Source organism: Butyricimonas sp. DFI.6.44, assembly GCF_022132345.1.
In the GTDB taxonomy this organism is placed as follows: domain Bacteria; phylum Bacteroidota; class Bacteroidia; order Bacteroidales; family Marinifilaceae; genus Butyricimonas; species Butyricimonas muris.
On sequence record NZ_JAKNJD010000009.1, the window covers coordinates 71,980 to 95,479 of the forward strand.

Annotated in this window: 22 protein-coding genes and 2 pseudogenes; 6 read left to right on the forward strand and 18 right to left on the reverse strand. The window is 45.9% G+C overall.

The features are described from left to right. Nucleotides 1-34: 34 nt before the first annotated feature. From L0M98_RS13275 to L0M98_RS13295, 5 genes are all read right to left on the reverse strand, one after another. On the reverse strand, nucleotides 35-1,177 hold the full coding sequence (locus tag L0M98_RS13275) for a hypothetical protein (protein WP_227216667.1): 1,143 nt from the start codon (nucleotides 1,175-1,177) through the stop codon (nucleotides 35-37). A gap of 14 nt (nucleotides 1,178-1,191) precedes the next feature. Further along, nucleotides 1,192-2,226, reverse strand: coding sequence for a FimB/Mfa2 family fimbrial subunit (locus L0M98_RS13280; protein ID WP_227216666.1), 1,035 nt, complete (start codon nucleotides 2,224-2,226; stop codon nucleotides 1,192-1,194). 109 nt (nucleotides 2,227-2,335) lie between these two features. Then, nucleotides 2,336-4,072 carry an Mfa1 family fimbria major subunit gene (locus L0M98_RS13285; RefSeq protein WP_227216665.1) on the reverse strand — a complete coding sequence of 579 codons (1,737 nt, stop codon included), beginning with the start codon at nucleotides 4,070-4,072 and terminating at the stop codon, nucleotides 2,336-2,338. A 47-nt stretch (nucleotides 4,073-4,119) separates the two neighbouring features. Next, nucleotides 4,120-5,556 (reverse strand): DUF3868 domain-containing protein, encoded by a 1,437-nt coding sequence (locus tag L0M98_RS13290; RefSeq protein WP_227216664.1) that lies wholly within the window; start codon nucleotides 5,554-5,556, stop codon nucleotides 4,120-4,122. Nucleotides 5,557-5,567: 11 nt separating this feature from the next. Next, a complete protein-coding gene (locus L0M98_RS13295) occupies nucleotides 5,568-6,167 on the reverse strand; it encodes a DUF3575 domain-containing protein (protein WP_227216663.1) in 600 nt (199 codons plus the stop codon). A gap of 412 nt (nucleotides 6,168-6,579) precedes the next feature. Here L0M98_RS13295 and L0M98_RS13300 point away from each other — a divergent pair, with 412 nt between their 5' ends. Further along, nucleotides 6,580-7,752, forward strand: a complete 1,173-nt coding sequence (locus L0M98_RS13300; RefSeq protein WP_317198049.1) for a helix-turn-helix domain-containing protein — start codon at nucleotides 6,580-6,582, stop codon at nucleotides 7,750-7,752. A gap of 13 nt (nucleotides 7,753-7,765) precedes the next feature. Next, a complete protein-coding gene (locus L0M98_RS13305) occupies nucleotides 7,766-8,884 on the forward strand; it encodes an AraC family transcriptional regulator (protein WP_227216661.1) in 1,119 nt (372 codons plus the stop codon). Nucleotides 8,885-8,891: 7 nt separating this feature from the next. Here the strand turns inward: L0M98_RS13305 and L0M98_RS13310 are convergent. Then, nucleotides 8,892-9,350 (reverse strand): annotated as a pseudogene (locus tag L0M98_RS13310) (arginase family protein); the annotation flags it as partial. 26 nt (nucleotides 9,351-9,376) lie between these two features. On the opposite strand from L0M98_RS13310, the gene L0M98_RS13315 reads away from it, so the two are divergent. Next, nucleotides 9,377-9,736 carry a winged helix-turn-helix transcriptional regulator gene (locus L0M98_RS13315; RefSeq protein ID WP_186978450.1) on the forward strand — a complete coding sequence of 120 codons (360 nt, stop codon included), beginning with the start codon at nucleotides 9,377-9,379 and terminating at the stop codon, nucleotides 9,734-9,736. A 121-nt stretch (nucleotides 9,737-9,857) separates the two neighbouring features. Here the strand turns inward: L0M98_RS13315 and L0M98_RS13320 are convergent, their stop codons facing one another. The 12 genes and pseudogenes from L0M98_RS13320 to L0M98_RS13375 all read right to left on the reverse strand — a co-directional run bounded on the left by L0M98_RS13320 (nucleotide 9,858) and on the right by L0M98_RS13375 (nucleotide 20,841). Continuing rightward, nucleotides 9,858-12,191, reverse strand: coding sequence for an outer membrane beta-barrel family protein (locus L0M98_RS13320; protein WP_227216660.1), 2,334 nt, complete (start codon nucleotides 12,189-12,191; stop codon nucleotides 9,858-9,860). Between the two features lie 107 nt (nucleotides 12,192-12,298). Further along, nucleotides 12,299-12,883 carry a TetR/AcrR family transcriptional regulator gene (locus tag L0M98_RS13325; RefSeq protein ID WP_227216659.1) on the reverse strand — a complete coding sequence of 195 codons (585 nt, stop codon included), beginning with the start codon at nucleotides 12,881-12,883 and terminating at the stop codon, nucleotides 12,299-12,301. Between the two features lie 648 nt (nucleotides 12,884-13,531). Continuing rightward, nucleotides 13,532-13,990 (reverse strand): annotated as a pseudogene (locus tag L0M98_RS13330) (PDDEXK nuclease domain-containing protein); the annotation flags it as partial. A gap of 212 nt (nucleotides 13,991-14,202) precedes the next feature. Next, nucleotides 14,203-15,213, reverse strand: coding sequence for a ribosome small subunit-dependent GTPase A (gene rsgA, locus L0M98_RS13335; protein WP_227216658.1), 1,011 nt, complete (start codon nucleotides 15,211-15,213; stop codon nucleotides 14,203-14,205). Continuing rightward, complete coding sequence (locus L0M98_RS13340) at nucleotides 15,210-15,989, reverse strand: class I SAM-dependent methyltransferase (RefSeq protein ID WP_186978439.1); 780 nt, start codon at nucleotides 15,987-15,989, stop codon at nucleotides 15,210-15,212. Before L0M98_RS13340 ends, rsgA begins: the two co-directional genes overlap by 4 nt. Before the next feature lie 346 nt (nucleotides 15,990-16,335). After that, the gene (locus tag L0M98_RS13345) at nucleotides 16,336-17,262 is read right to left on the reverse strand and encodes a DUF1848 domain-containing protein (RefSeq protein ID WP_186978438.1); all 927 of its coding nucleotides are present in this window, start codon (nucleotides 17,260-17,262) and stop codon (nucleotides 16,336-16,338) included. 73 nt (nucleotides 17,263-17,335) lie between these two features. Then, the gene (locus L0M98_RS13350; protein ID WP_186978437.1) at nucleotides 17,336-18,070 is read right to left on the reverse strand and encodes a class I SAM-dependent methyltransferase; all 735 of its coding nucleotides are present in this window, start codon (nucleotides 18,068-18,070) and stop codon (nucleotides 17,336-17,338) included. Nucleotides 18,071-18,072: 2 nt separating this feature from the next. Then, nucleotides 18,073-18,708, reverse strand: coding sequence for a flavodoxin family protein (locus L0M98_RS13355; RefSeq protein WP_227216657.1), 636 nt, complete (start codon nucleotides 18,706-18,708; stop codon nucleotides 18,073-18,075). A gap of 58 nt (nucleotides 18,709-18,766) precedes the next feature. Further along, nucleotides 18,767-19,660 (reverse strand): DUF4261 domain-containing protein, encoded by an 894-nt coding sequence (locus L0M98_RS13360; protein ID WP_227216656.1) that lies wholly within the window; start codon nucleotides 19,658-19,660, stop codon nucleotides 18,767-18,769. 74 nt (nucleotides 19,661-19,734) lie between these two features. Next, nucleotides 19,735-20,277, reverse strand: a complete 543-nt coding sequence (locus L0M98_RS13365; RefSeq protein WP_227216655.1) for an RNA polymerase sigma factor — start codon at nucleotides 20,275-20,277, stop codon at nucleotides 19,735-19,737. 23 nt (nucleotides 20,278-20,300) lie between these two features. Next, complete coding sequence (locus tag L0M98_RS13370; protein ID WP_227216654.1) at nucleotides 20,301-20,684, reverse strand: hypothetical protein; 384 nt, start codon at nucleotides 20,682-20,684, stop codon at nucleotides 20,301-20,303. A gap of 10 nt (nucleotides 20,685-20,694) precedes the next feature. Continuing rightward, the gene (locus L0M98_RS13375; RefSeq protein WP_176555142.1) at nucleotides 20,695-20,841 is read right to left on the reverse strand and encodes a hypothetical protein; all 147 of its coding nucleotides are present in this window, start codon (nucleotides 20,839-20,841) and stop codon (nucleotides 20,695-20,697) included. A 159-nt stretch (nucleotides 20,842-21,000) separates the two neighbouring features. Between L0M98_RS13375 and L0M98_RS13380 the strand changes: the two genes are divergently transcribed. The 3 genes from L0M98_RS13380 (at nucleotide 21,001) to L0M98_RS13390 (ending at nucleotide 23,467) form a co-directional block, all read left to right on the forward strand. Then, nucleotides 21,001-22,275 (forward strand): uracil-xanthine permease family protein, encoded by a 1,275-nt coding sequence (locus L0M98_RS13380; protein ID WP_227216653.1) that lies wholly within the window; start codon nucleotides 21,001-21,003, stop codon nucleotides 22,273-22,275. 28 nt (nucleotides 22,276-22,303) lie between these two features. Continuing rightward, nucleotides 22,304-23,026, forward strand: coding sequence for an MBL fold metallo-hydrolase (locus L0M98_RS13385; RefSeq protein ID WP_227216652.1), 723 nt, complete (start codon nucleotides 22,304-22,306; stop codon nucleotides 23,024-23,026). 66 nt (nucleotides 23,027-23,092) lie between these two features. Then, nucleotides 23,093-23,467: a VOC family protein gene (locus tag L0M98_RS13390; RefSeq protein ID WP_227216651.1), complete on the forward strand. Its 375-nt coding sequence runs from the start codon at nucleotides 23,093-23,095 to the stop codon at nucleotides 23,465-23,467. Nucleotides 23,468-23,500 lie beyond the last annotated feature (33 nt).

Genomic DNA, 23,500 nt, shown 5'->3' on the forward strand with positions numbered 1-23,500 from the left:
TAATAAGAGTACGAGTAAGAAGTAATGTTTCATATCAGTCAAAAGTATATTCGTTGTCATAAGCATATTTCCATTCCTGCACGTTCACCGAGAGTCTGTTGTTGCGGACAGTGATGGTGAAACGGTAGAGGTTATTGCGGGTGACGTTGAAACGCTGGGCATTGTCGTTATTATCTGTCTTGCCACTCTCGTCGTATCTCGCGAAATAGACTTTGTGCGGTTCGTCCTCACCGGTCTGGGCATCGAGTCTTGCTTCAATGCACGAGTATTTGTCGCCTGCGTTAATGTTTTGGTATTCGGGCAGGTAGGCAATCCATTTCTCGTATTTGTTTCCGTCAGTATCTATCCACCGGTTTGCGAAGTGAAAATTTTGTATTTTTTCTTCCGTGTCGTTGCTGTTCTCCACGAGGTGCAAGTCACTAACATAATCACTGTTCCACTCACCGCCGTGATCGTAGTCCTCTTGCGAGAAAACGTCTTTCGGGGCACAGTATCCCTTTTTATTATAGCGACGGATTTTCACCTCGCTGAATGATAAGTCGAAATGTTCGTCCGTTTTGAGTATCACCTCCACCTTTGCCATGGCACGGAGCAAGGTGACAGGCTCGGGTAGCAATGTGGCCTCTCCGGGCTTGAACTCTATATTATCGTATTCGTGGACACCATAGAAAGGAATTAGCCGTTTCGGTCCCAACTCGAAAGAAGAAAAACTATCGAATTGTCCCCATCCGGCATCACAGATGTCCGCGAGTAACGTTTCTCCGGTCTTCATCATATCATCGCCATATTGCGGCCAGTTGGCAAGTACGACCATCTTGAAGTTTTCGTGATTGGTCAAAGAGGCGGGAGCCTTGCCAAGCACGCTGTAATCCCGGTAATCGCTTCCTTCGGTCACCACGAAACCGGACGGTTCAAAACGGGCGATGAACTTATTGTCTGAAGTGAAGAAATAAATCCTGTAGTTGTTGTTCTCTATGTCTATATAGTTTTCATAGGTATCGCCGACCTCGTAGCCTTCAGTGGCCTTTGGGCTTCTTGCGGGTAATCTGAGGCCGATGCTGAGAGTTGTTTCTTTATCGGGTATATCGAAGGTTTCCGTGTCATGGCTACACGAGGTGTTCCACAACCCAAGAAACATCAGAGTTCCCGTGATGATATGTTGTGCCACATTTTTCATTTGCATTCCTCCTATTACAATTCGCTGTTTTGCAGTACTACTTTCCAAGAGTTGATATAAATGTAGGCATCAAGCCAACGCTCACCTTCATCGAGGAAAAACATCATGTCGTACACGTCCTGCCTGTCGAGATACTCTTGATCGCCCATATCCCGGTTATAGAAACCTTTCACGAGCAAGGCATAATCGATAAGGGGAATGGAGAAAACTGTTTTTCCTGTTTCCTTGTTGGTCACGGTGAGCCGTTTTTCCTGTCCTTTCACTAGGCGCGGCACGGTCAGTTCAGCTATGGTCGCACTGAAAGCGGTACGAGGTGCGGTCTGTGTTTCTTCGGTCTGGGAGTCCATGCCCGCTTCCCCGGAGTCGGTATGCCATGCGTAGAAAGTCACCGGCTCGTCGGGCAGCAGCGTGTTGTCCCAATCCATGCTTCCGTTAGTGCCGGTGATAGTGAAAACGAATTTGTCTTTGTCCACGGCTTCTCCCGAAAGGTGTTGTAATACCACTCGCACGTTGTTGGTGTTCTTCACCAGCGGTACGGTATAAGTGTACGTACCTTCGGTTTCACCGAACGTCTGTTCCGGCAGCCAGCCGTGGAACAAGCGATCGAGATCTTCGGTAACGAATGCCTTGTTCTCGGCATCGTGTTGCCTTTCAAGCGTGCAGGTCAGTTCTTTGCCGACGGTTGTTTCCGGTATCGAGAAAGAGCCTTTGTCGGTAGTACCACACCAAACAAGCAGGTCGTATTTGCCCGGTTCTACATCTACAGTCATGACATAGCCATCGGTTGCAAGGGCTTCTCCTTGTTCTGTACGTTGCCAAACCACTCTGCCGTCGGCAGCGAGCAGGTAAAGTGTCACTACGTTCACCTCGTGGGCAAAAGCATCGGCAAACTTCATGTTGTAATCGTAACGGAACTTCACACGGTAGTTTACCGAGCAATCACCCTCACCGTCATAGATTAAGCTGTTGCAGGCGTATAGCATCGAAGCGCAAGCGATGGCTGCCATCAACTTGCAGCTTGTTTTTCTTATGTAAGACTGTATATCCATTTGACTTATGTTGTTTTATTCTCTCTATAAGCGCTTTTCTAAAACCATTCCATGCGGGGAAAAACCTCATGGAATGGTTGTTTGTAAGATAAGGATTACTTCAAGCAAATTAAAGTTCCACGTTTTGGCTGACAATTTTCCAAGAGAGGATATTGATTTTCGCACCAACGTAATAAGTGTCACCGTCCGGATCGCCGGGAACGATTCTTTCGTCTTCGTCAAAAATACCTTTACCAATCTTTTCCAATTTGTCGATGGTAACTACATAGTGGTGATTGCGCACCACGCCGTATTTGGCTTCTGGAATAGTTCCGTTTGCCGCGATAGCGCCATTGTTGAGGTGTTCGATAGGAATATTGTAGTACATCAATCCGCCGTTGTAAGCAATGGCGCCCGCGGAAGCAGCAGCCAAATTATCGTTAAGACCGGTGATGCTTTGATTCGAGTAAGTGGTGCCGTCTTCTTCATATAACGGGGTTGCATTCTCATTCGTAAATACCACTTTCACTTTCCCGTCACCCACGTTCTCCAACTTCACATACTCTCTGCCAATTTGGGTATATTTAGTATTACCTTTATCATCTTTGCCGTCTTCATACCACACGTTCAGTTGGTTCTTCGTCTTCAGTATGTTAAGCACGTATTCGAGAAAAGAGTCTTGTTTGAAAAGCACACCGTTGTAACGTACGAGGTCTAGTGCATTGCCGCTTGCATCGCAAACCTTGGCTTTCAACAAGATGCTTGTGACGGCAGAAGGAAAGTTGGCGGTAACGATGGTATTCGTGTTGGTGTTCTCGGCGCAATAGGCAGGGGCTTCCAATTCGGTTAAGTCATTTTTCAAATCGACATAGTTCAGGTATTGGGAATTGGCAGGGATTCCTGCGGCATTTTCAGGATAGCCGGAAAAACCGTAGTTGAATGACTTGCTCCAATGGCTACGGTAGTCGGTCGGTCTGTTCCATGTAAAGCCCAAAGCATCATTCGTCCAAGTTACATCCATGTTCTTGACCATGTATGATTTCTTCGCCGTGGCATTCAATTTCCATCCGAGCAATTCCACGTAAAGGTCTTCCGAAGCGATATTACCGCTTCCGGCCGAGTTGTCTTCGCCTGCCACGGTGACTTTTATCGGGTAACGTCCGTTTGCATCCTTTGGGAGTTCTCCGGACACATTCAAGGTTACTTTGGCTGCCAGACGCTCCACGTAGACAGTCATTGCGTTAGTAATGACATTCACGTCCGTTACCGGTTCAAGAGAGAAATTTTCCTCTTTAACTTCCGTCACGAAATATTTTGCCCGATTAGCTTCGGTGTAACTCGTGGTACTCATCGTAAAGTAATTGGTCGTGACGTCATTGGTGGTTGTCGGGTAATAAATGCCTTCCGCGTTATTGTCCGCGAGTGCCGTTTGCATTTCATCGAGCGTTTTCCCATACACGAAGTTATCCGGTTTGTTAAGCACCGTTACCATGTACTTGGGATACTCCTTTTTGTCCAGCCCTTGCAGCACAACAACATTGTTGCTCTTGAATTCAATGTTTTCGGCTGGGGTTGTCACTGAGGCGTTGCCATCCGTCCAAACATCGCCTTGCGTTACGAATACGCCGTCGGCATCATAAAAATAAAAGTAAACGTTTTTTACGGACTGTTCGTTTGTTCCGTATTCAAAGTCACCTTCTTGCGCCCTTGTAAGGGAGCTTGCATCGGCGAGGCGGATATTGATGTACGCTTTATCGCTTGTGAAAACATTCGGCGTTTCATTTAGAATGAGTTCCGATTCATCGTTCGAGCATGCACACAATGCAGTACACGCGAACAGACCTAAAAATAATTTATTCATCTTCATAATGTGTATAATTTGATTTTATTAATGATATATTTTCTTGTTCGTATTTAGTGTTTACCATTTTCAAGCTGTTCAAGCGTGGTGCAGGCTTGCTCTAGTCCTAGTGATTTCGCCTCATTCAAGTAACGTCGGGCATTGTCGTAATCCTTTTGCCGGATGGCCAGTGCACCTCGGGCATAAACAGCTTCGGGTGAATTGCCCGCCTTGGCAAGGTAGCGCTTTGCGCCTGTGAGGTCGTCACGGCGCATGGCGGCATTGGCGGCGTTCAGGTTGGCAATGGAGTCATCCGGGAACATGCGCACCGCTGTCTCAAACACCTCGGCGAACTCATCCGTACCGGGTTCATACTCCTGTGCGGCAAGGTAAAATTCGTTCAGGCTCAGTTTCTGCGGTCGTTCACGCATGATTCTTTTTATCTCCTCCACGTCGCTGTAACTGCGGATGGTATAGGATATGCGGTAGTCGGTGCGGCGCAACGCCGGATAACAATTCTGTAACAGGAAGCGGTATTCCGCCGGATAGTCATGTTTTATTTTCAGTTCTTTGGCATCCGGTTTCAAGTCGCTGTCTATCAAAGCTATGATTTCCGTGCGGTGTTCAAGGTTCGACCGTTCCACGTAGCGGCGCAATCCTGCCCAATCTTCCGGTTCGTGGTCGGTTATTATTACATCACCTTCAAACCGGTAGAGTTGCTGTATATGTTTCTTCAATGCGGCGGTACGTCCGATAGCCAACTCTTTATTATGCGCGTAAGGACTTTCGGGCGAAGCGTAACCTTTCAGCCATACCGAAGTGATGGTTATGTCTGCATCGCTTCGCACGGAGTCTATCGATGACTGTATTTTCTCAAGTTCGGCGGCGTTGTGTCGATAGTTCGGATAAATCACCGTTTGATCTACCGGAAAGTCGATGAATGCCGAGCCTTCGAGTGAATCCCGTTTTTCGATCAGCCCTTGCGGATGTGCATATACCAGTTCGGGGAAAAATGCCTCTGTGTGTCGTCCGAGCGTACCATTTTGCTCTGCCAACAAAGTGTGGCAACACCCGTAGTCGCTGCGGCGAAGCAATAGCACGCAGCCGTTCATCCATTCGGCGTATGGTACCATGTTATGATATTCGATGGTATTGGGCTTCTCCGAGACCTTGTAGCTCTTTTCATCCTTACCCGACAGCATACTCTCGCCGTTGCGTATATAGAAGTAGTAACGGCGTCTGCCGTAGATCCCTACCGATTGCAGGTCGAGCGAGTCGTTACCATTGACTAGCCATGGTGTAAGAAGCACAGCACGATTATTGTCCACGTCGAGTCCGGACAAATCCAAAAGCATATCTATGGTGATGTACTTGCCGTTACGTTCTATTCTAAGATTTTCCACGGAAACATCATCCACGATATCTTCTTTCCGCGTGTCGGTTCCGGTTTGCGCTTCCGTTACCACAACTATGCCCAAAAAGGCTGATAGGATACATAATGTCTTTTTCATTTTGCACACGATTAAAATACATAAACAAGATTAATAGCCGCTTTCGTCGGTCCCACGTAGTGGTGCGGCTTGTTCCTTTCTGTTCTTCTGCCGCACCCGGCACACTCGAAGCGGTCATAGCGTGTATAGGAATATCCAAAGCCAATTTCCGCCTCAAGATTCCAATGCCGTCCCAGTATCCACGTGTAACCATAAGCGATACCTGCACCGACGAACCAGCCCTGATAACGGGAATCCTTCAGTTTGCGGGCATCCGTGCCGAGGAAGTTGATTCTTCCGTCAAAACCTCCGATGTTATACTGTCCGCCATGAATGTGAGCACCCACAAAGTGCCCCGAGAACCGGTCGCAGAACCAGTATCTGACTTCAGGTTGAACAGCCCAGTGTTTCCAGTGCCGGTCGTGCGAGAGCGTCCACGCGTTGAACTGTCCCGTAACGTCCAAAGTCCATTTAGGCGCGAATCCGACCTCTATTCCAAAATTCGGGTTCAGGAAAGCGTCCGCCAGAACATTACTCTTGACAGCCACGTTCTGGGCTTTGACACCCTGCGTTATACCGGCGATGGCAACTACCAGCAGAACAAACATTCGTTTTATAATTCCATAGTTCATACTTTATTGTTATAGTTAATAATTCCATTGCAAACTTTACTGTCTGTCCTTGTATTAGGCTTAAGAGGGCAGTTGCAGTTTCCTTGCTTTCTTTTTTATTCTACACAAAGAAACGATGCGTTTGTTGTCGCGTAATGCCAAAACGTATAAATCATTATTGGTAAAATCGTAATGTTCATTATATGCAAACTGCAATTTTGTAACGGATATGTCAAATCATAAAAGTCAAACTCATTTTTTTAACGTACGGAATCATTATTAACAGTTATAATGCCTATAAGTACAGTAAATTAGATTATCTTTGTATATCACAATGCCGGAGTGTATATGGCTGTCTACCCAAGCAATTTTAGTCACCGGGAAAAACCGGCAGAAATATACATTCGAGAAGAATAATTTGAATTCGATTGACATGGGAGCATTTGTCACATATAGCAACTTGATAACCTATATTTTACCAATATTTTGTTCGGCCATATGTTCAGTCTTTACCTTATTACTGTTATTGAATTATCGTAATCTTGCCGAAAGGAAATTAAGGCGGGTAGTGAGTATTTATTGTATTCTGATAGCCGTATGGTGGTCATCCGTTTTGTGGCATGCTCTCTCTGGCGATTCGATATTCCTTCCGGTCGATATTCCTTTTGCCCTGTCATATATCTACATTCCCGTATTGTTCTATAACATTGTTTATTACTTGACCTATTTAGAGGACAAAAGAAATTTTCCCGTGCTGAATTACCTTTGGCCGGTACCCACGTTGGCAATAATCTTGATAGCGGCAGTCCGAGTATCGCCTCTCGGGGAAGAAATTTTTACCGGATTGTCATTGTTCGAGCGATATATGGAGTTTTTTATATTCAGCTCTTTACTGCGGTTTGTCATGGCGGTTGTCTATATCGTTCCGACCGTCCTGTTATTGTCGCGGTATTATAAACAGACTGTACTTCAAAAGACCGACACGGATCGAAAATATCTCAGTATAAAATCATCACGTTGGCTCATCGTGTTTTTCATACTTTCCATCGCGATATTGCTGATTGCGTTTTTGCCTATGTTGGTCGGCACAAGCCAATGGCTTATCCGGCTGAACGCGTTATGCATTATGGCACAGGAAATATTGCTTGTATACCAAGTTATCCGTAGACAATATCTCTCTTACAAAACATTCGATTTGTTTCCGACCAACGAAAAGAAAACAGGAAACAACGGTTTGAGTGCCAAACAGCGCCTTGCGCCGGACAACGCACGCGGACAATTGAACAAGAGGGTATTCGAAAACTATTTGTCTCAACAAAAACCATATCTCGATCCTGATTTCAAACTGATTGATATGGCTGAGGTGATGGGGGTAAACCGTACTATCATGTCCAATTTTATCAATCAAACTTATGGCATGAATTTCAGGCGTTACTTGAACCAGTGGCGAATCAAGGAGTACCAGATTTTGATAGAGCAGCCTTCGAACGAACGTAAAAATCCGTATCAGGTAATGGTCATGGCGGGATTCAAAGACTCCAGACATTTTCAGCGTGCGATCCAATTGGAGAATACATATAAAGAACAATCTGACCAAGAACCATAAATAAATAGAAAGGATGAATCAAGATATCGGACGTGCAATAGTTTTTTCAATACCCGTGGTAAGCGCTGCGGTCAGCTTGATCATGATTTTGCTCGACATAACCCGCTCTTCCAATACGGTCAACCGGAAGATACATTACAGCATACTCACTGTATACTGTCTGATCATGCTGTACTGGAGCGGACTGGTTATGCATTCCATTGCCCGTGACGCTTTCATAGCATACCTGCCTGTTTTCTTTTCCTCGTTCAGCTTTATTCCCATATTTTTGTACTTGATCACCTATATTATTACGGGAACAGGCGAACGGAAACGTTTCCCCGCATATCATTTCATCCTTCCGTCGTGTTTGACCGTCACTATCTACGTGGTAGCCTTTATAGTGCCGTTCCGGCAACGATGGACAGCTATTTATGATAGCGATACAAGTTTGACAACCGCGATTATTGACATCACGTTTGTCGTCTGTATTGTGCTGAGCGTTTTATACTCCGGGTTGAGCTTGCTCCGCATAAAGTCGTATAAACGTCAGGTAACCGATTATTCCGCTGATATCTACCGGATGTCGTTGGATTGGTTGTCCTTTATTATCCTTTTTAGAGTCGTGCTGCAAACCTTGCCGATAGCCGGATTAATATTGGGCATCGAATTATTCAATAAGGTGGGGGGAATCTGGGCATTTACAACATTGCCGGCGGTCTTTACCCATATCGTGCTGTGCCTGAATATCCTTTCGGAGAATTACGTGATTATCGAACCTATTACTGCCAAAGAAAAGGAAATGACCGCTTCGGGAAATTATGCGCAACTGGGGCGGCAGCGGGTAGAGGAGTATTTGGAGAATAAGAAGCCTTATCTAAATCCGGAATTCAAAATAACCGACATGGCCAAAGACCTTATTTCCAACAGGACATATATATCGGCTTTCATCAACCGAGAATATGGCATGAATTTCAACCGTTTCGTCAATAATTACCGGCTGAAGGAAGTAGAAAGATTACAGTCGGAGGCCGTACAAAGAAAGCAAAAAATATCTTCGTTGGATATTGTTATCCATGCCGGGTTCAGTAATTACCGCAGTTATTTCCGGGCTAAGAAAATGGTGAAAAACGATGCCATTCCCATAGAATAAAATGTAGTTAGATTTTCAGTAACGGTAGCTGATTCAGCATATTTTTGATTTTGATCGCGATACGCGGCATAGGTTCTGCCACGGTAAGGCCGACCAAATCGTATTCGGCGGCGATATCGTTTATTACCCGGACGACTTCCTTTATTTTCATTCCGTTAGGTTCTACTCCCACGCCCGCGATGATTTCAGCGGGATCCAGTACATCCAGATCGAAGTGGACGACTACTTTAGATGCTCCGCTTGCTTTCAGCCATGCCATGATCGCGAGGCTGTTATCTGCCACTTCACCGGGGGAGAGTCCTTTTATTCCCAGTTCCTTTTGCCGTTCCTGCATACCTTTATCCCATGAACGAACGCCGACGCTCAACGCTTTCGAGGTGTCAAATTTACCGGGCAATGTACCGATGATTTCCTCGTCGCCCATTCCGAGGCAGGCCGTCAGCGCCATGGCGTGATAACCTTTGTAGATTATTTTTGTGGTAAAAAGAAATTATGTACGAGAGAAAAATACCTTTTGATATCGACTGCGGGATAAAAATAGCCATGGAAGTCATGGGAGGAAAGTGGAAAAGCTGTATTATTATAGAATTGGACAAGGGAGCCAAACGTCCCAGCGAATTGCATCGGTTGTTCCCGGATGCCAATCCCCGCGTGATTAATCAACAATTGAAGGAACTTGAAAAGTACGGCATTATCGAGAAGAAAATATATGCCGTACTTCCGCCTCATTCCGAATATTCGCTCACGTCGACGGGCAAAACACTTATCCCTGTCATTGACAAGCTGGAAGAATGGGGGGATTTTTTCCGCCCGACGATGAAAAAGATTCTTGAGGCAGAGGGGGGCTTCTAATTCGCGAAACTTGTGTCGGGGAGCGAAGCGGGTGCCGTGCACGAGCGGGAAGCCCGATTATAAAGCTCTTCGCAATGAAAATGAACACAAAGCCATAGCCCATGCAAGTTTGGCTTTCGGTTTAATGAAAACGTTGCATTTCCTCTGTGCCGGCTCCTGTACCTTTATACTTGTTTTCCTTGTGGTTGAACCGGTAACTTACGGTCAATTTGATTTGGCGCGTATTGTCTTTGACAGCCCGATATTCCGAAGTTTTTCCGTCATAGAAATAAGAGGCATCTCGCATGGTATGGAATAGATCGTTGCCTTCGAGCAGAATATTCCATTTGCCTCCTGCAAACTCTTTGTTGAAACTGGCATTCATATACCAAGAAGATTTCATCTTTCTGTTCTGAATATAACCGTCGCTGTCCCAACCACCGTCGATACGAAGTAAAAAAACTGCCGGCAGTGTAATGGCATTTTCCCAGCTCAGATGGAGGAGCGTTCCGTCCATGTTTTTCGGCTTGCCCAGATATTCGATGTCTAACCATTGTGTGTTGCCGGCGACCGACCACTTGGGCTGCCATACCCCGAAAGTAGGGGCATAGGCGGCTGAAAAAAACAACTCGTCGCGCGATTTTTCGTTTCGGAATTTATTGACGGTAATCTTCGGATCGGCGTCCAACTGCTCGAATGCGAAAAAAATATCATCCTTGTAGTGGTTGTAGCCGACCAGAACTTGCAGGTTGTTTCGCCAGATTGCCCCGAAACTTACGGAATTGATATAGGTGGGTTGCAGATCGGGAGTTCCGCTCAGATACGTGAGTCGGTTGCCGTAACTTACCGCACTGTTTAGCATTTCGTACATGGGACGTATCGTCTGAATACGATAGTCCAGCGACAACTGTGTCTTGCCGACGGCGGCATTCAGCGAGACGGAAGGGAAGAAATTGTCGTAAAACTTGCTCCGGTCGGCTTGAAACAGCCCGTTCTCATAAAAATCATACGTCACATGTTCATAGCGGAACCCCGCATTAACGTTTACCGGTCCGAAAGCCGCTTCGTAGCCCGTGAATACGGCCACGTTTCCGTCGGTTATCTTATCGTCGGAAGCTGTGATGATTTCTTCGAATCCGCTCGACTGCGACCGTCTGTACGTGTCGGTATATTCCGAACCCAGCGACAGCTTTCCTTTCCACACGGGATAGGAAAGCACGAGCTTTCCTGCAAACAGGCGGTTGGTGTAGTTGTCGCTCGTTCCTAAGAGATAATCCTCGTGGTTCAGGCTTCGGTCTGCCACCTCGCTGCTCCCGCTGCCGTCGCCCAGCAAAGCATCGGCATTGAAATCGATAGTCAACTTGCCGACCTCTCCTGCATAGTAAGCATTGACGTGATGGGTCGACGATTTTTGCATTGCAGTTTCCGATGTATTCCAACTGTCAAATGGGCGGTCATCGATAAATACGTCCGTCAGATTCCGGTTGGCGGTTTTATAGCGTGGCATCGAGGTCAGTTCGTACATGCTTCCGAGCGAGTGGCGGGAGTTGATTTCATAATTGGTCCCTATCTGTCCGAAATAACCTTGATTAGAGCCTTTGTCTTCCGATGTAGCAGCCTGTGTCCATCGTTCATCAACACGAGTTTCGATGTCGGTGACAGCCGTTTGGTGAGGATGTGTCAGGTCGTAACGGAACGAACCGAAAAGCGAAAGGCCGCCTTGTCGGTAATTCATGTCTAATTGTTGGGACGTGTTGAATTTATCGGCATAATCGACCTCCGAACTGACGCTTATCCCGAAACCATCATCCGAATTTTTCTTTGTCTTGATTTTCAATACCGCTCCAACAGAAGCATCGTATTCCGGCCCCGGATTGGTAATGAGCTGTATATTTTGAATAGCGTCCGACCGAAGTCTTTCGAGTTCCGATTGGTCGCGCACCATGCGGTTGTTGATATAAACGACGGGAGCGCCTTTGCCGATGACCTCGAATGTACCATCGATTTTTTTGCGGATGCCCGCCAGATGTCCGATTACGTCTTTTGCGGTTCCGGCCTTGCCGAGCACATTGTTTTCCACTTGCGTGGAGATACCTCCCGCAATAGCCTTGTATTTTGGGCGGTATCCGGTCACGATCACATCGCCCAATTCCAAAACATCCGGCTTCAAGACGATCGTTCCCAAATCGCACGGAGCGGATTCGAGCGTGCGGGTTTGAAATCCAATGAACGATATTTGCACCATATATGTTCCCGAATCGGCAGCTTTCAATGAAAAACGACCGTCTTCTCCGGTGATTCCTCCTTGAATCACTGAGGAATCGGTTTTATGGTACAGGGCAACAGTTGCATAGCCGACGGGAACGGCTTGTTCGTCTACAACCTTGCCCGTAAATACTTGGGCAGAAGCACCCAATGATAAGAACAGCATCCCTACGGACAACCAAATGCGAATTGTTTTTTTTCTTGGTTTCATAATTGTTGTATTTAAATTGTTTATAGACCATTTGGTCTAATTGTCCCTATGTGAATTTCCGCCGAATACAATTCGACGAGTCTACGATAGGATGATTTTAATATGTATTATTGCGTTATCAGCGCATAAAGACTTTCCCAGTCGCGTTTGATATATTTCAAAGTGTCTATGTTGCAAAGGCTTTTCAATTGTTTGGAACTTACGCCTTCATATACGTCCATAAACAATGCAACGATTTCTTCGTCGGGTAAGTTGGTCGCTATCTCACCACGCTCCCGGCCGACTGCAAGAGCTTTTCCCCATGCCTCGCGCTCCCGCTGTTCCTGATCCGAAATCATCTTTCCCAGTGCCGGTATGCGCATGGAGGCTTGTCCAATCAATATCTGCACTTTGAATTTTTCGCCCAGTCCCGACATTTTGCGGGCTGCTTTTTCACGTACATGGAATAGGGAATCGATAAAACTTCGCACCGACTCGTAAGACAAACGGCTGTGATTGATCGTCATATAGTTCACGATCAAGTATCTGGCCGATTCCTCGAACACAGTCTCCTTGTTCTTGAAGTGATAATAGAAAGTGCCTTTGGCCTGCCCCGAAGCATCCAGAATATCCTGCATGGTGATTTCCCGATACCCCTTTTGGAGGAACAGGCGCAAGGCGGCAAGGAGAATAATATTTTTCGTATCGTTCATATTAAAGAGTGATATAATCTTTATTAGACTGTTTGGTCTACAAAAGTAGAGCGTTTATTTTTATTTTCAAAATAATCGGGCTATTTTTTTGAGAAACAAGAAATTCACCTGCACATTTTTTTTGTGAGCAGGTTTATTTCTTTTTTACTCAATATGTGTCTTCCTGAAGTAGGTTTACTAATTGTGAGAGTAAACTTTTTCAGGATAATATAGATTCGTGTTTGTAACTCTTGTTTATACTTTTGATTTATTTCCCTGAAAGTAGATGGAGGAAGTTCGACATTCTCGTTATATTGGGCGATTGTCAAAATGGAATGGTGAGAAGATTGAACTTTTTCCTCTTGCGTTCAAGCTAAAATAAGTTAAATAATAAGTATATATTGTATATATACATTATAGTTGATTTATAGCATCTCCAATTCAACTCCTATTCATCTCCTATTCATCTCCTATTCATCTCCTATTTTAAAGGTATAGAAATAGAAATTTAATTGCAATTAAATAAAATTTGATAATAGCAAAATATATGGAATATTTATTATTAATTCTTGTTAGATAACTGAATAGGGCAGTAATTTATCACGAACAGAGGAGGAAAACAGTGAAAGGTATTTTGATACCCTGTTTCGTGCAGGTTAGATACCGTTTTTAGGTCGTTGTGTGAAGATTCATAATAGAAGTGCAATCTTCTGGTTGTAATAGCTTTTTAAGTTCTTCCATATCAGGCAGGGCATTTCTTAATCGTTCAGGCATATCTGATGCTGTCTTGTATGTCGCAACTTCCATAGATTTGTCATAATCCTTAACGGCATATTTCACATACGCTTTATCTGCGCTCTTGCATAAAACAATACCAATCGAAGGATTTTCATTTGGTTTGCGGACAAAATCGTCAAGTACACGAAGATATATATTCAGTTGTCCCAAGTATGCCGTTTTGAATGCTCCTGTCTTCAATTCTATTGCAACTAGTGAGGATAATTCACGATTAAAGAAAAGCAAGTCTATTATATGAGTATGCCCTAATGCTTCAACACGGAACTGATTTCCAATGAATGTAAAATCCCTGCCAAATGTCATAGTGAGATTCTTGATATTCTGCATAATCTTGTTTTTTCATAAAATGTCCGCATGTTTTTCAAATTGCGTTCAGAAAAGCCTCTAAGTCCGGGTAATTCCATCTGCAACTTGTTACTGAAATGCTATTCGTGTTCCCGGGTGAAGCGAAAGATCTCTTGCCAACAGTGACTTTTAGGGGATCTTTCGCTTTGCTCCCGGGGTACAAACGGGACTTTCGGGGCAACCTCTTGAAGCCGAGATCAGCGATTCTCTTTCCGCTTCTTTACCTCGTCCACGAGTTTTGAAAAGGTTTTGTCTTTTTTACGCTTTTCGTGCTCGGAAGTAGAGAAATGCCATGCTTCTCGCCGGAGTTTCATGTAGCTTTTGTATGCCTCGATATCTAATATACCGTTGTTTATTGCTTCCAGAACCGCGCAGCCGGGTTCGTTCGTGTGCGTGCAATCCTTGAAACGACACGATTCGGCATAGTCCGAAATGTCCAGCATTTCCGCTAAAGAATCGGGATTGTCAATTGCCAACCCGAATTCCCGAACACCGGGTGTGTCAATCAGTATGCCCGAGCCGTCCAGCAATAGCATTTCGCGGCGTGTGGACGTGTGACGTCCTTTTCCGGTGGATTGGCTTACGTCGGACGTGAGCAATACCGATTTCTCGCTAAGGGCGTTAATCAAGGAACTTTTCCCGACTCCCGAAGAGCCGACAAATACCACTGTTTCGCCTTCCTTTATGGATTCCCGTAACCGGAGTATAGTTTCGGGATGATGAATGCTCGTGAAAAACACGGGCATCCGGCAGGCGCTGTGCTTCAACGCTTCTTCCACTTCCCGTCTGTCAAAACCTAAATCGGCTTTGTTGAGTACCAGCACGGGTTTGATGTTTTCTTCCAGTATTTGAATCATGAAGCGTTCAACCCTGCGGAGGTTGAAGTTATCGTCAAGACTCTGCACGATAAATGCCTTGTCAACATGCGCGGCAATGGCTTGTTTGTCGGCTACTATCCCGACTTTCTTGCGATACAGAGTTCGCTTGCGAGGCAACATATCGACGATTATTCCTTTGTATTCATCGAACGGTTGGAAAATCACCCAATCACCCGTGCAAGGCAGTTCAAAGTCCGATTTGCCGAACATCATGTTTCCCGTTAGTTCACATTGAAATATCCCGTTTTCGGAAATCACTTCATAACAAGTGCGGTGTACGATAGCCACTCGCCCTCGTGGCAGAGTGGCGTAAGTATTTAGATTATTCATTGTTTTATTTTTTTCGCGATGTAAAATACATAACCGTAGAATTCTTTATACTTGCGGTATAGTTCCTCTTCGTGGTGCGAGGAGGTGATGAGTTCTTCGGCGGTTTTATTTCCCGGGTATTTGGCCGTGAATTTTTCTCTTGCTTTTACCAGTGGGGCATAATAATGATCTGTCCAGCAAGTTGTAGGCAGAATGAAGGAAGCGACGAGAAGATACCCTGCTTTCTGTATTCGGGCTACTTGATGGGGAATCGTGTCTATCTCCGGGTAGGCTTCCATCCAGAAATCGTGAATTTCTGCGGGGCGTTCTTCGGTAAACCATGCGCTTTCGGAAACGGCGATGTATCCCCCTGTTTTCAAATATTTGCGCCACTCGTTCAGTCCTCGTTCAAACCCGATGTTATAGATAGCTCCTTCCGACCAGATTAAGTCAAGTTCTTCCTCTCTGAAAGGAAGGTTGTCCATCGAGCCGACGATTCCTTTTACTCGATGCTGAAGATTCAATTTTCCGGCGTTATGGTTGAACCGGTCAATGAATCCCGGGAAGAAGTCAAGACCTGTAATGTGTCCCGGGGCGTGCTGAGCCAATACCATTGTCTGACCACCCGTGCCGCAACCCAAATCGGCGATGCGGGATTGGTCGGAAAGATTGTCTATAAAGCCCAGCGCTTTAAGGGTTGCTTCGGGACTTCCGGGTCCTTGACGTTCTGTACTTAGGAAATATTCGCAGATTAAATTGAAATCGAATTCGTGAATTGTTTTATTTTCGTTACTCATTTTCTTAACGTATACGGTATACAAGCGAAAGCATAATTAATGCTGTCATTATTGTATACGGGTTAAAAACTTAATTAATACAATAGATAATATACTCGAATGGAATTACTCGAGAATAAACGAAGGGGACAACCTGTACGGGAAATACAGATTGTTTACAATACCAAATCCGAAATAATAAATAAACTATTAAACATCAAATAATTTTTAGTGTTACAAATATACGCGGAATTTAGGTTCGTTGCAAGCTAAAACTGTAATAAAATGGAAATATAATGCGGAAACGAGTGTTTCGCCCGTGCTGGGGAAGGGGTGTCGGGATTGTGACCGGATTTGAAGAGAGGCGTTAAAATAACGTGGGGTCGCTTCGCAGGCTTTTCATTTCCCGCTCTTTTATCACGTCGTCTTCCAGAACGTGTCCGACGAGTTTGGGCGAATGTTTGTCGTGCCGTTCCGTGTTGCGTGACAGTTTCCCTTTGCCCGTGTTGGCGTAACAGTATATGCAACCGTTGAGGCAGGAGTCATATGTGCCGATGTCAATGCTCTCGATACATTGGCATATATCCCGTTGATTCTTGTCCTTTCTTGCCGTGATCGGGTAACCGATAATCCTTTCTATCAGTTCTTTGTCGATGCACATTCCGGCGGGAATGCCCATGTCCCGAAGATCGACTTTCACGGTACACGTGTCGAGGTGTATCGTGTCGGGGATTGTCTGCACGAAAGAGGCTGCCATTTCCCGGATTTCTTCCATGGATAGGGGGTGAATGTCATGTCGCGTGACGGCTTGCCGGACGTGGGTGTAGTGATCGATAAAGCCGAGCATGCATCTTTCCGTGTGGTCTTTCAGTCGCGAGGCGATAGATGCGAATGCTTCTTCGTGGAATCGCGTGTTATACTTGGAGTTCGTCAATATGGGATCGTACCGCCATATCACTTTTTCTTTGCCGATCTTTTCGGCAAGGCGTTTGAATGTGTCGATTCTCCGTTCCAAGGTGGGAAGGTTTCCTTCAATCTCTTTCCCGTAAGGGTTGAGCGTGAATTGGAAATAATACTTGAAATCCTTTAAGGCGTCCAGTTTATCGAGCATCGGGGCGGCATTCTTCGTCCAGAAAACCATACAGTCGACGACATCCGGCGTGAGCCGTACTTGGCTGATCTGTTTCGGGTTAAAAGGGTTTGGAACGAGTATGTACCCTTCCTTTACTCGGTTGACGAACCATTCCGAGTAAAAAGAGGGGATGTCTGTTCTTCTGCTGGCACTGATGATCATATAGTAAAATTACTATTTTTCATCGGGTGGTGCAATCTTTCCGGTATAAATAATCTAAAAAGGTCTTTCGGGATTACTTCTTCACGGCGGACACGAGCAGCATCATGGGGCGGCGCAATTCGTCACGCATTTCCGGTATGCTATCCAAAAGGGCTTCGTCCGGTTCCGGTTCGACGAGTCCCGTGATTATGAAACCGTTTTGAATCAGTCCATTCACGTATGTTGTTAGAGTTTTGTGGTATTTGACGACTTCTTCGCCAAGGAAAATTGCTTCTCGTTTCCCTTCCGTGAAATAGCGGTCTACCGGCCAGTGAAGTTTGTTCCTCTCTTGGTCGTGGTACCAATCCTGACTTCCGTGGGCGGTGAACACGGGGTGTTCGACGGAGAACACGAATGTGCCGCCGGGGATAAGGCAACGGTGTACTTTCTCGCAAATATCCTGAAAGGATTCCAGATAATGGAATGCGAGGGAACTGATAACGATGTCGTGGGTCTCAGGAGGGTAATCGTAATCCTCGATAGCCATGCGGCGGTACTCGACACGAGGGGAGTTGTTCCGTTCGCGGGCTTCTTCCAGCATTTTTTCCGAGAGGTCGATGCCGAGTACATGGGATGCCCCGTGTTCAACGGCGTATCGGCAATGCCATCCGAAACCGCATCCGAGGTCTAATACCCGTTTCCCCTTGAAATCGGGTAACATTTTTTGCAGTGCGTGCCATTCTCCGGCGCCTTTCAGTCCGTACACGGAACGGGACATTTGGCTGTATTGATTGAAGAATTTGTCGTTGTCGTATTTGTTTTCTTTCATGCTTACCGGATGAAATTAGTCATGATCTTTTTCTCCCCTTCGGGTGGAGTGAGCGTGTCTTTCGTCTGCTCTCTCATTTTCATCAACCAAGCCATATTTCTCCCTAGTGTCCGCATGATTTGTAGCCCTTCGTTGTCTTGAATGACTTCTCCGGCTTTCAACCCGTGGATAATATTCCAGTAATTGGAGGTCGGCACGAGCATTTCGGAATACGTGAGGTAATGATTCAGCCCGTCCAGCGTGGCAGAACCGCCCGAACGGCGAACGGCAACAATGGCAGCCCCTACTTTATGGCGGAACCAATTACCGTTTGCCCCGGCAACGTAAAAGGCGCGGTCGAGGAAGCATTTCATTGTTCCGGCGATACCAGAATAATGAACGGGAGAACCGAGAATCAGCCCATCGACATCTTTTATCTTTTGCAGCAAGTCGTTAAGCGTGTCCGTGGTAATGACGCATCGTTCGTTATGATTCTTGAAGCACATATTGCATCCCATGCAACCGTGTATCTTCTGGCTTCCGACTTGAAGTATTTCAAATTCGATGTTTTCTTTCTTTAGTTCCTCCCCGATGACTTTCAGGGCTTGAAACGTGTTGCCTTGCGGGTGCGGACTCCCGTTAATTGCGATTACTTTCATTTGTTCGTGTTTTTGTTGTTCGTGAGTCTTTTTACGTGTGTTGTCGGTAAATGTTGGGTTATTCTCTGCCTCCCGAGGCATATTCGCCCGGGCATATATCCATGACTTCCCGTTCGGGTTGGATTAATGCCGATTCATGTTGGCATTTCCATCGGATTTCAGCATCCATTTTTTGCCCGTTGAGTCCGGCTATCGTTTCATCGTCTTGGATCGGGTTGTTTTTGGTAAAGATGTAAGCGGCCACATTATAGGCGTGGTCTACCACGGCATTGGGGTCAAGTTCATGGAAATGGTATTGAACGTCGGGAAGACCGATGGCATACAAGCCGAGCGAGTCGACCAACATATCGTTTGTTCCCTGAATGTTGAAGAACCGGACATTTATCCCGAAATGGAGAAACCGACACTCTTCGTTCCACGGGTTATCCAGCACTTGTTCCCGGGTGAGTAGTTTGCCGCTTGAAGGAACCCATACGGCGATACAATCCGGAAATAGTTCAAGCGTTGTTTCTAGCCAGCCTGTCAATAGTTCGCAGCGTTCTTTATATTCCAGCCCCGAGGCGAGGAAGTCGGAAAGCATGAGTTTGTATTTGCAGGTCGCCAGTATTTCTTCGTTGTTCGGGCAATCCCATAATTGACTGCGTTGCATCTGGTCGATCGTGCCCGCGTCGAAATTTTCAAAGTCGGACATGAGTACTTGCGCGGGTACTTTCTGATTGTCCTTGTATTCTACAAGGAATTTCCACACGGCGAAAGTCGATAATGATTCTTTCACGTCTGCCACGATGTCTGTTTTCCCGAAGCGGGCATTTAAAGCTTCTTGTATTACTTTGCCTTGCGGACGATTTTCCCTCTCCTTGAATAACAGATGAATTTGGAATATGTGCTGAAATTCTCCTTTTGTATCTAAATTTTGTTTGAACACTTCGTTCTTGTTTTCTGCCGTACTCATATATCGTGAATGTTTGTCAATACTTGTTTGACAAACATACATCTTTTTGTGGAAGATTCATAGTTTTTGTCGCTTTAGTCGTTCAACAACTCTTTGTATAGTTCGTACAGGTTGTCCCGCAGGTAGAGTACGGCGTATCTTTTTCGGGATATGAGAGTGTTGACCGGGATTCCGGTCGATGCGGAGATTTCTTTAAAGGAAAAGCCTTGTAGTTCGGTTAGTTCGAATACGGTGCGTTGTTCCTCGGGGAGTTCCGCCAAAGCCTTGTCCAGTTCCTCCCACACGAGGGCGCGGGTGTATTCTTTCTCGGGAGAGGTATCCGAATTGAACAGGTATTCGGATACCTCTTTTAATAGTAAGTGTTCTTCGTATTCCCCGTCTGGGGTTGTCAGTTTTTCTTCCTTGTATTTTCGGCTCCTGTCGATGATTAGGTTGCGGGTGACGGAGTACAGCCACGACGAAATCTGCTCGATGGGATGAGCCACGGGGTCTGTTTGAAGGAGTTTGTAGAACACGTCCTGCAAGATATCTTCTCGGTCTTCTTTGCCGGAAACCCGTTTGGCTATGAAACCTTTTAGTTGCGACTGGTATTTCTTGAAGATTGTCGATATGTCCATTTCGGAAAAGGGTATATATCTGTTCAAACTTGTTCTTGCCCGCCGGTTTGTTCTTTTTTGCCGAAAAAGCGGTCATTGAATAATTCATGATGTTCCTCGAAACGTTGACGGATGAAATCCTTGCGTTCTTCCGGTGACATGTTTTTGAATTTTTCCCGGAAAAGATGAGGATGCTCGCCGTGCGGCATCCCGAATCCGTGGTGCCCGAAACCGTGACGACCGAAGCCCCCGAAAAATAGCCTGCTCAGGATGAAGAGTCCGAGGGCTTGCCAGTAGCTGATGGCAGACCAACCGATGATAGAGGGAATCAGCCAGTTCCACAGCAGCATGATGATGGCCGGAATAGCGGCGAGGGCAAAGAGCATAAACAGCACGTGTAAGCCTTTTCTGTGTTTATTGTTTTTCATGGTATTCGATTTAATAGGTTGTATAAATGTAATATATTTTCGTGAAGTCCTGTAAAAAGTGGACGGATAAAGTGAGTAGGGCGATGACGCCAAGCGTGACGATAAACGGTATCACCGCCCTTACTTCCCGGATTATTACTTTATTATGGTTTCTCATGTTCGTTTCTTTTTTTATAGTTACTCTCGGATTGCAATCCTTTCTATTGTTATAGACGAACGAGAGGAAAGAATATTTTAAAATAAGTCATCTTTTTTTCGTGAAAGGTGTAAAATCTCTTGTAATGTACTATTTTTACACGTGTAAATACGAGATGAGATGAAATACGAATTGAATGATAAACCGGGGCTGTTGCCCATGTTGATGTACGGGTTGCAATGGTGGATCGTTTCTCTGCCTTGCGTGGTGATCATGGGAATTATCGTTTCGAAGCTGCATTACACGGACGTGGCGGAACAGACTTTCTACCTGCAAAAGTTGTTCGGGATCATGGGCGTGGCGATGGTCGTGCAAGTGTTGTGGGGGCATCGGTTGCCGTTGGTTATCGGTCCGGCATCCGTGTTGTTGATTGGGATTCTTGCTACTGTTTCAGCGGGAATTTCCGCCATATACACGGGGATTCTGGTCGGGGGACTGGTGTTGACGGTATTGGCGTACAGTGGTTGGTTGGGAAAATTACAGTTTATTTTCACGCCTCGCGTTGTCACGGTCATTCTGATATTGATTGCTTTCACGTTGACTCCCGTTATTTTGAACCTTGTCATGGGAGATACGGCGCACGGGTTGTTCAATTTGTTTTTCACGTTGCTCATCGTGTTTGCGTTGGTTATCGGGAATAAGTTTTTACGGGGGATATGGAAGTCTACCACGGTGTTGTGGGGGATAGTCGGAGGGGCGCTGGTGTATTATCTGGTGAATGGTTTTCCCGTGTTACCCTCGACGGGGACGGAAAGCCAAGTATCTCTGTTTAATTTTTCACTGGATTTTGAGGCGGGGACGATATTTTCGTTTTTGTTCTGTTACGTGGCACTTATCGTGAACGAGTTGGGGTCGATTCAAGCCGTGGGATATATGTTGCAAGCCGATAACCTGAATAAACGTACAACCCGGGGCGTGGGGGTTGTCGGGATCATTAACGTGTTGTCGGGATTGTTCGGGGTGATTGGTCCCGTGGATTATTCCATGAGCCCGGGAGTGATCGCTGCCACGGGGTGTGCCTCTCGCTATACCTTGATTCCGGCGGGTATCGGTTTGATAGCGTGTGCTTTTTTTCCGGCTGTGGTCGGGTTGTTGGTAACGTTGCCGGGGGTGGTCATGGGGGCGATATTGCTTTACTTGATGGCGACGCAGTTGGCGGCGGGGATGCAAATGTTGGTACGTGAACGGGCGATCACGGATTTCGATAGCGGCGTGGTGGTCGGTTTGCCCCTGATGGTGGCTTTGTTGCTGTCTTTCGCTCCCTCGGAAGTGGTGAATCTTATACCTTCTTTGTTTCGCCCGATCGTGGGAAACGGTTTCGTGATGGGAGTCGTGTCCGTGTTGATTCTGGAGCATCTGATCTTTAGAAAGAGCAAACCCGCGCAAGGGGCGTGACGTATACACGGGGAAAAAGAAGATTTGTATGAAAGGAATTTATATCTATCATAGCGGATTTGCTCTTTTGGACGAGGGCGTTACCGTGATTATCGATTATTATAAGGATTCGGCAAACCCGCCGTTGACGGGTGTTGTGCACGGGGAGTTATTGGGGCGTCCGGGTAAACTCTACGTTTTGGCATCCCATGTCCATGCCGATCATTTTAACCCGGAAGTGTTGACTTGGAAACATTCACGACCTGATATTCAATATATTTTCTCTAAAGATATTCTTGAAGTGGGACATGTCGGTTTATGGGATGCCTGTTATATCGAGAAGGGTAACGTGTGGACAGACGGGATACTGGAAATAGAGGCGTTCGGTTCCACGGATGCCGGGATTTCATTCTTGCTGCGCTTACGCGGGAAGACGGTTTTTCATGCCGGGGATTTGAATAATTGGCATTGGAAAGAGGAGTCGACCGGGGAAGAAGTGCGGGAAGCGGAAAGCGCGTATCTGGCTGAACTCGATACGCTCGTGCGGAGAACGGATAGCATGGATTTGGTTATGTTTCCTGTCGATCCCCGTTTGGGGGAGGACTATATGTTGGGGGCGAAGCAATTTATAGATCGGTTCCGCGTGGGAACGTTTGTTCCGATGCATTTTGACGACGTTTACGATAAAGCGAATGCTTTACGGGAATATGCCGGGGAACGAGGCGTTCGTTTCGTGAGTTTGGAGTATAAAGGAGAGGAGTTTATGATTTAAGATTGGGCGATTTACGATTGCCGATTCTGTGATTGTATGAATTTTTAAATTTTAAATTGTTGTATTATGGAGATTAAAAGTCGGTTTGACCATTTCAATTTTAACGTGCTTGATTTGAACAGAAGCATTCATTTTTACGAGAAAGCCTTGGGATTAAAGGAAGTCCGCCGGATGGAAGCCAAAGACGGTTCCTTTATTCTTGTGTATATGGGTGAGGAAAAGACCGGGTTCCTGTTGGAATTGACGTGGATGCGGGATCGGAAAGAACCCTACGACTTGGGAGAGGGGGAATTTCACCTTTGTATGCGTGTTCCCGGCGATTATGATGAGGTACGGGCATACCACAAGCAAATGGATTGCGTGTGCTACGAGAATACCGATATGGGGCTTTATTTTATTGCTGATCCTGACGGGTATTGGATCGAGATACTGCCGGAATAAGATTTTGTGATGATTCAACCGGAAGTCTATAAA